The following is a 2,443-nucleotide window of genomic DNA, read 5'->3' on the forward strand; positions in this document are numbered from 1 at the left end:
GAGCTAGATAGAGAATTAAATGAAGATGAGTTAGAAACAATAACGTATTTTGTCAATGGTTATGAAATGAATAATCTGTAAGACACTACATTAATCAAATATAATTAAATTGCACAAAAAGAGTATTGAAATTTAATTCAATACTCTTTTTAATAGTTAAATATCTAGTTACAACCAATTTTTAAAATTGGGGCTCGTTATCTGAAGTTATATCACTTTATAGGGGTTCAGATAGCAGCTTTCTTTGCTAATTCAGTAATATATTCAAAGAAAACATCATGTTTTACATCATAAACGACATTTACAGGTCGTCCATCAGTAGTTTCTTCTGTACGTCCTTGGCTTGGTCCGTATGTATGAACGATACTATTAATCGTTTCAGTTTTTGCAAGGCTAGTGTTTCCGACAAAAGCGGTAGTTAGTACATCCCATAAATAGTAAGTAGAGTTCGTTGAGAAGTGAACGAGAGGAGGGACCATTGCATAGCATTGACCAAGGAAATCCATACCAATATACTTTCGTTCTTTTGCCCATTGTTCACGTATGTTTATAGTTAACGGAACTTGGTTTGTACTTTCTAGTGTCACTAAGTCGATTTTAATTTTTGCATCCCATACACGAGCCACTGCTTCAGGGTCCCAAAACGAATTCCACTCAGCTGTTCCATCATGCTCTGGTTCATGTACATTGCCAGCTTTAAGAAATGTACCACCCATCCAAACAAGGCGTTCAATTTGATCTTCGATTATGGGAGCTTCATATAATGCACGAGCAAGGTCAGTTAGGGGCCCAGTAAATAATAAAGTTGTTTTTTCTTCCGTTTGTAGAAGCGTTTCTATTAAATGATGATGCGCAGGTTTTGCCGTCACGGGTGTTACAACTTTTCCAGACTCATTTAAAATTGGTAAAGCATCTACATAAAATGCATGCATCCGCCAGTCTTTCGGAAACGGGTTTTGCCCGCGAGAGTTTGAAGCGGCTACGGCAAAATTACCTTTGCCGAAGCGATCGATAATTTTACGACTGGCAGACATTGCGGGTTCTAAATAGCAGTCTGCTGGGATAACAGATACCCCCGTAAGTTCAATGTTTTCCATTTGAAGTAATAAAAATAATGAAATTAAATCATCTACGCCGCCATCATGATTGAAGTACACTTTTTTCTTCATTGTAATCTCCATCCTATATGATTTAGTTAGAAATTAAATATGAATTGAGGAAAAGTCATCAATAATTTCCACCACTTCAATTTCTCCATTAATCAGTAGCTCAGGAAGCTCATTTCTAATATTTCCTTTCCAATACTCTCTAGCTTGTTCGATTTTTTGAGAAAAAGGAATTCCATCTTCTTTCGGTAAAAGATTCCCGTCACCTTCAAAAGAACTTCCGATCACTCGTAGTTTAACAATCTGTAAAACTTCTCGATTGTAAGAATCAAATAGCGCTCTCCATTTCAAAGCATCCTCATAGCTTTTAGCAGCATATAAGCAAGATAATCTGGAAGGGTATTCAGGGAATTCTTGTAGTCTAACCATTTCTACAATTGTTTCTCTAACTGCTCTAATTGTTTGATCCATATAACTCATAACTACTTTAGTATTTTCATTATTTATATGTAATTCGTTATTTTTATAGTGTTTATTTAAAATTTGTATGCCATCTTCACCACTAGCATTTAATTGTTCTCTTTCAAAAAAGAAGTGATATAGAGTATTGTGTTGATTTTTGTTAAAAGGAATGATTTGTCCGATATGCATTTTTTTCCTTGTTACGATGTGATATGCGTAAAATTCTGCTTCATTCATGGTTGTCCTCCTAGTAATAATGTAATGAAATGTTAAATTTAGTAATTCAACATTGCGATATATATAACCTCTATAAGTAAAAGTGAGAATTAGAGTAGAAAGGAAAAAATATGAAAGCGTTTTAAATTTGTTCACAAAATGTTCACTTACGAAGGGGTTTCCAATGTCGATATAATGACAAAGACTCAAAGAGAAAGGATGATGAAATTTGCCAACAACAAGAAAGGAAAACCTCCAATTTGGCATGATGATGTGCCTTGGGATGGTTATCGTAATGACGTTTTACAATTTACTAATGAATGAAACAGGAGGACCAATTTATATTAAAGAGATTGCATTAGAACTATTAATTGGCTTTATTATTGCACTATTAATTGAAATATGTATCGTTGGACCTTGTGCGAAAAAAATTGTATTCATATTGCCATTTGATAAATCTAAAAAAATAAATATTATCGTTGCAATGGCGACAACTATGGTAATTGGAATGGTGTTCTTTATGTCATTTTTCGGTATGGCTATGATGTATTTACATGGTGGACTACAAGGAGATTCATTTGTTTCCATTTATTTTTCGATTTTTATTAAAAATTTCATAATGGCATATCCATTACAATTAATTATTATGGGACCGCTTG

At 33.7% G+C, this 2,443-nt stretch carries 3 protein-coding genes; 1 reads left to right on the plus strand and 2 read right to left on the minus strand.

The features are described from left to right. Positions 1–227: 227 nt before the first annotated feature. Both ABWK52_RS26285 and ABWK52_RS26290 read right to left on the minus strand, forming a co-directional pair. The gene (locus ABWK52_RS26285) at positions 228–1,181 is read right to left on the minus strand and encodes a nucleoside hydrolase (protein ID WP_002196477.1); all 954 of its coding nucleotides are present in this window, start codon (positions 1,179–1,181) and stop codon (positions 228–230) included. Positions 1,182–1,202: 21 nt separating this feature from the next. After that, entirely contained in the window at positions 1,203–1,805 is a 603-nt protein-coding gene (locus tag ABWK52_RS26290; RefSeq protein WP_001001048.1) for a DUF2441 domain-containing protein, read from the minus strand. Between the two features lie 208 nt (positions 1,806–2,013). On the opposite strand from ABWK52_RS26290, the gene ABWK52_RS26295 reads away from it, so the two are divergent. Beyond that, positions 2,014–2,443, plus strand: a 430-nt coding sequence (locus ABWK52_RS26295) for a DUF2798 domain-containing protein (RefSeq protein WP_353772242.1), incomplete at its 3' end; no start/stop codon positions are given.

The sequence above is a fragment of the Bacillus sp. AP50 genome (genome assembly GCF_040492675.1).
GTDB lineage: Bacteria > Bacillota > Bacilli > Bacillales > Bacillaceae_G > Bacillus_A > Bacillus_A cereus.

Bases quoted from the DNA above. Each gene is read 5' to 3' on its own strand.
- ABWK52_RS26285 (WP_002196477.1), bottom strand. From the start codon at position 1,181: ATGGAGATTACAATGAAGAAAAAAGTGTACTTCAATCATGATGGCGGC.
- ABWK52_RS26290 (WP_001001048.1), bottom strand. From the start codon at position 1,805: ATGAATGAAGCAGAATTTTACGCATATCACATCGTAACAAGGAAAAAA.